General features: G+C 66.6%; 1 protein-coding gene. It reads right to left on the bottom strand.

The genetic code is table 11. The features are described 5' to 3' along the window. Positions 1-2,087 (bottom strand): RHS repeat-associated core domain-containing protein (locus ABTX78_RS36060; protein WP_352210976.1); only part of this gene is annotated, 2,087 nt, incomplete at both ends.

The raw sequence follows: 2,087 nt of genomic DNA, 5'->3' as shown, positions 1-2,087 counted from the left end.
TCCTGGCCGGAGGGGTCGGGTTGGGTGAAGCGGCCGATGTTGGGGTCGTAGTAGCGGGCCGCGTAGTGGTAGAGGCCGGTGGGGTCCTGGTAGCCGCCGGCGAACCGGTAGGGCTGGGGGACGTTTTCGGTCGTGGTGGCGAGGATGCGGACGCCGCGGGGGCTGTAGGCGTACGTGTTCGCCTTGGCGCCGGTGTCGTCGGTGAGCGCGACGACGGATCCGATGGCGTCGGTGAGGTAGTAGTACGTCTTGCCCCCGGTCGTCATGGAGTTCAGGGTGCCCCCGGGTTCCCGGTTGAATCCCATGTCGACTCCGGCCGTCGACTTCGCGGACAGTCCGAGGGGTCCGTTGTGGAAGAACGTGTCGCCGAGCTTGATGCGCTCGCTCTGGTCGGTGGAGCCGTACTGACCGGCGTATGTCGTGCCGCCGACGGTGATCGAGGTGAGCTGGGAGTAGTCCGACCACTTCTCGGCTGTGCGGACCCGTTCCGGCGTGGGAGCGCCGGCGGTTTCGTTGCCGAGTTTGTCGTAGGACCAGCCGCTCGCGTCGCCGTTCTTGGCGGTGATCTGCTGGGCGTCGTTGATGGTGTACGTGGTGCCGCGCGGGCAGCCGGGGTCGGTGCCCTGGGAGGTGAGGTTTCCGGCCATGTCGTAGCAGTACTGCCAGGAGGAGGTGAGCGTGCTGCCCTTCTCCTCCTTCGCGTACGAGAAGCGGCCGGCGCTGTCGTAGGTGTAGCTGGTCTTCAGCCCGGCGACGGCGTCGGTCTTGGTGCGTATCTTCCCGCCGTCCTTGCCCGCGTTGGAGTAGGAGTAGGAGAGGTCGACGAGGGTGCCCTGGGGCGAGGTGGCTTTGATCTTTTCCGGGCGGCCGGACTTGTCCGGCGTCACTTCGTGGACCGTGCCGCCGGGGTAGGTCGTCTTGGTGCGGATGTCGTTGTTGTTGTAGGTGTACGTGGTCTTCTTGCCCGTCGGAGTCGTCAGCTCCTTGAGACTGTTGACCTCGTTCCAGGTGTAGTCGGTGACTCCGGCCGGGTCCTGGTAGGTGTCGACATTGCCCGCCGGGGTGTACGTGAGTTTGGTCTGCGACCCGTTCTGCAGGGTGCGGATCGTCTCGCGGGACAGCGGGTCGAAGTCGTACGCGATGACGCCCGAGCGGTCGGATCGCTGCTTGAGGTTGCCGTCACCGTCGTAGGAGTAGGTGACGGTCGCGTAGCCGGACGTGTCGACCCTCGTGATCCGGTCGCGGTGGTCGTACTCGTACAGGGTGGTGACCCCGCGCCCGTCCTTGACGGTCTTCGGGCGGCCCAGGCCGTCGTAGGTGTAGGTCGTCTGCCCAAGCGGGGCGGGCGGGGTGACCTTGTCGAGGTTGCCCTTGGCGTCGTAGTGGAACGACGTGGCAACCGACTTCGTGCCCGTCATTTTCGTGGTGGCTTTGCAGCGCTGGCCCTCGAAGCCGCCGCAGGTGGGGCTGGAGGTGTTGTAGTCGTACGTCTCCGAACCGCCGCCGGTGCCGGTGACCGCCACCGACTTGGTGTTGCCGGCATCGTCGTAGGTGTAGTCGGTCTTCTCGTTGTCGGCGGTCGTCATCGAACCGGGCAGATCGGCACCGGACTTGGTCTGGTAGCCGGTGAGCGAGGAGGTCGCGCCGGTGGGCAGCTTGGCGGAGGTCGGGTTGTTGCGGCCGTCCCAGCCGTAGGTGGTCACATTGCCACCGGTCCCGCCTGTGCCCATCGCGTCGGTGGCGGTCTGGACGTTGTTGTTGGCGTCGAACGTCTTTGACCGCGAGTGCCCGAGAGCGTCGGTCACCTTGCCGACCTTGCCCTCGCCGTCGTGCTCGTACTTCGTGGCGTGCTGCTCCGGGTCGGTGACCGTCGTCGTTCCCGCCGCCGACGGCGTGCTCGCGGAGTAGCCGTAGGTGTAGGTCGGGCCGGTGTGGCCGGATCCGTTGAAGTCCGTTGCTCGGAGCATGGACGTGACGCGGTTCTGGTCGTCGTAGCTGAAGACCGTGACCCGACCCTCGGGCGTGGTGATCTTCACGACGCGGCCGTCCCCGTCGTAGCCGAAGGTGGTGGCCTTGCCCTCGGTGTC

This window comes from Streptomyces sp. NPDC096193 (assembly GCF_040302905.1).
Lineage (GTDB): Bacteria > Actinomycetota > Actinomycetes > Streptomycetales > Streptomycetaceae > Streptomyces.
Note: the sequence above shows the minus strand (reverse complement) of the source record. Positions and strands in the feature narration are given on the sequence as shown.